Genomic DNA, 352 nt, shown 5'->3' with positions numbered 1-352 from the left:
CGTTATTTCGTCCGCAAGAACTTTCGCCTCGATGCGGAACTCGACTTCAACCGAACCGACTACGACGGCACCAACGAGGACGTGGTCGGTGCGGCCGTCCAGGCCATGTACCGGTTCGACGAGACGCCCTGGGCGGTGTTCGGACGCTATGAATTCGAACGGAGGAAGTTCGAAACGTCCACCCACGCCCTCAGGGCAAACAAGGTCGCCATCGGCCTGCGCGCCAGCTTCGGCAGCGACTCCCTCTTCGACGAGGACCGCAACGGCGCGACCATGGACACTTATCGGCCCGCTTCGGTGGTCAACACGAAGTGAGCCGGCGGCACGGCTGCAAGCGCGGCCATGATCGCAT

At 63.1% G+C, this 352-nt stretch carries 1 protein-coding gene; it reads left to right on the top strand.

What is annotated here, in order from left to right; genetic code table 11:
• On the top strand, positions 1–315 hold a 315-nt coding region (locus tag EN857_RS35095), incomplete at its 5' end, for a hypothetical protein (protein WP_210235165.1).
• Positions 316–352 lie beyond the last annotated feature (37 nt).

It is taken from the genome of Mesorhizobium sp. M4B.F.Ca.ET.214.01.1.1 (assembly GCF_004791545.1).
Taxonomy (GTDB): Bacteria; Pseudomonadota; Alphaproteobacteria; order Rhizobiales; family Rhizobiaceae; genus Mesorhizobium; species Mesorhizobium abyssinicae.
The sequence above is the reverse complement of the archived record's forward strand: the minus strand, read 5'-3'. Positions and strand labels throughout refer to the sequence as shown.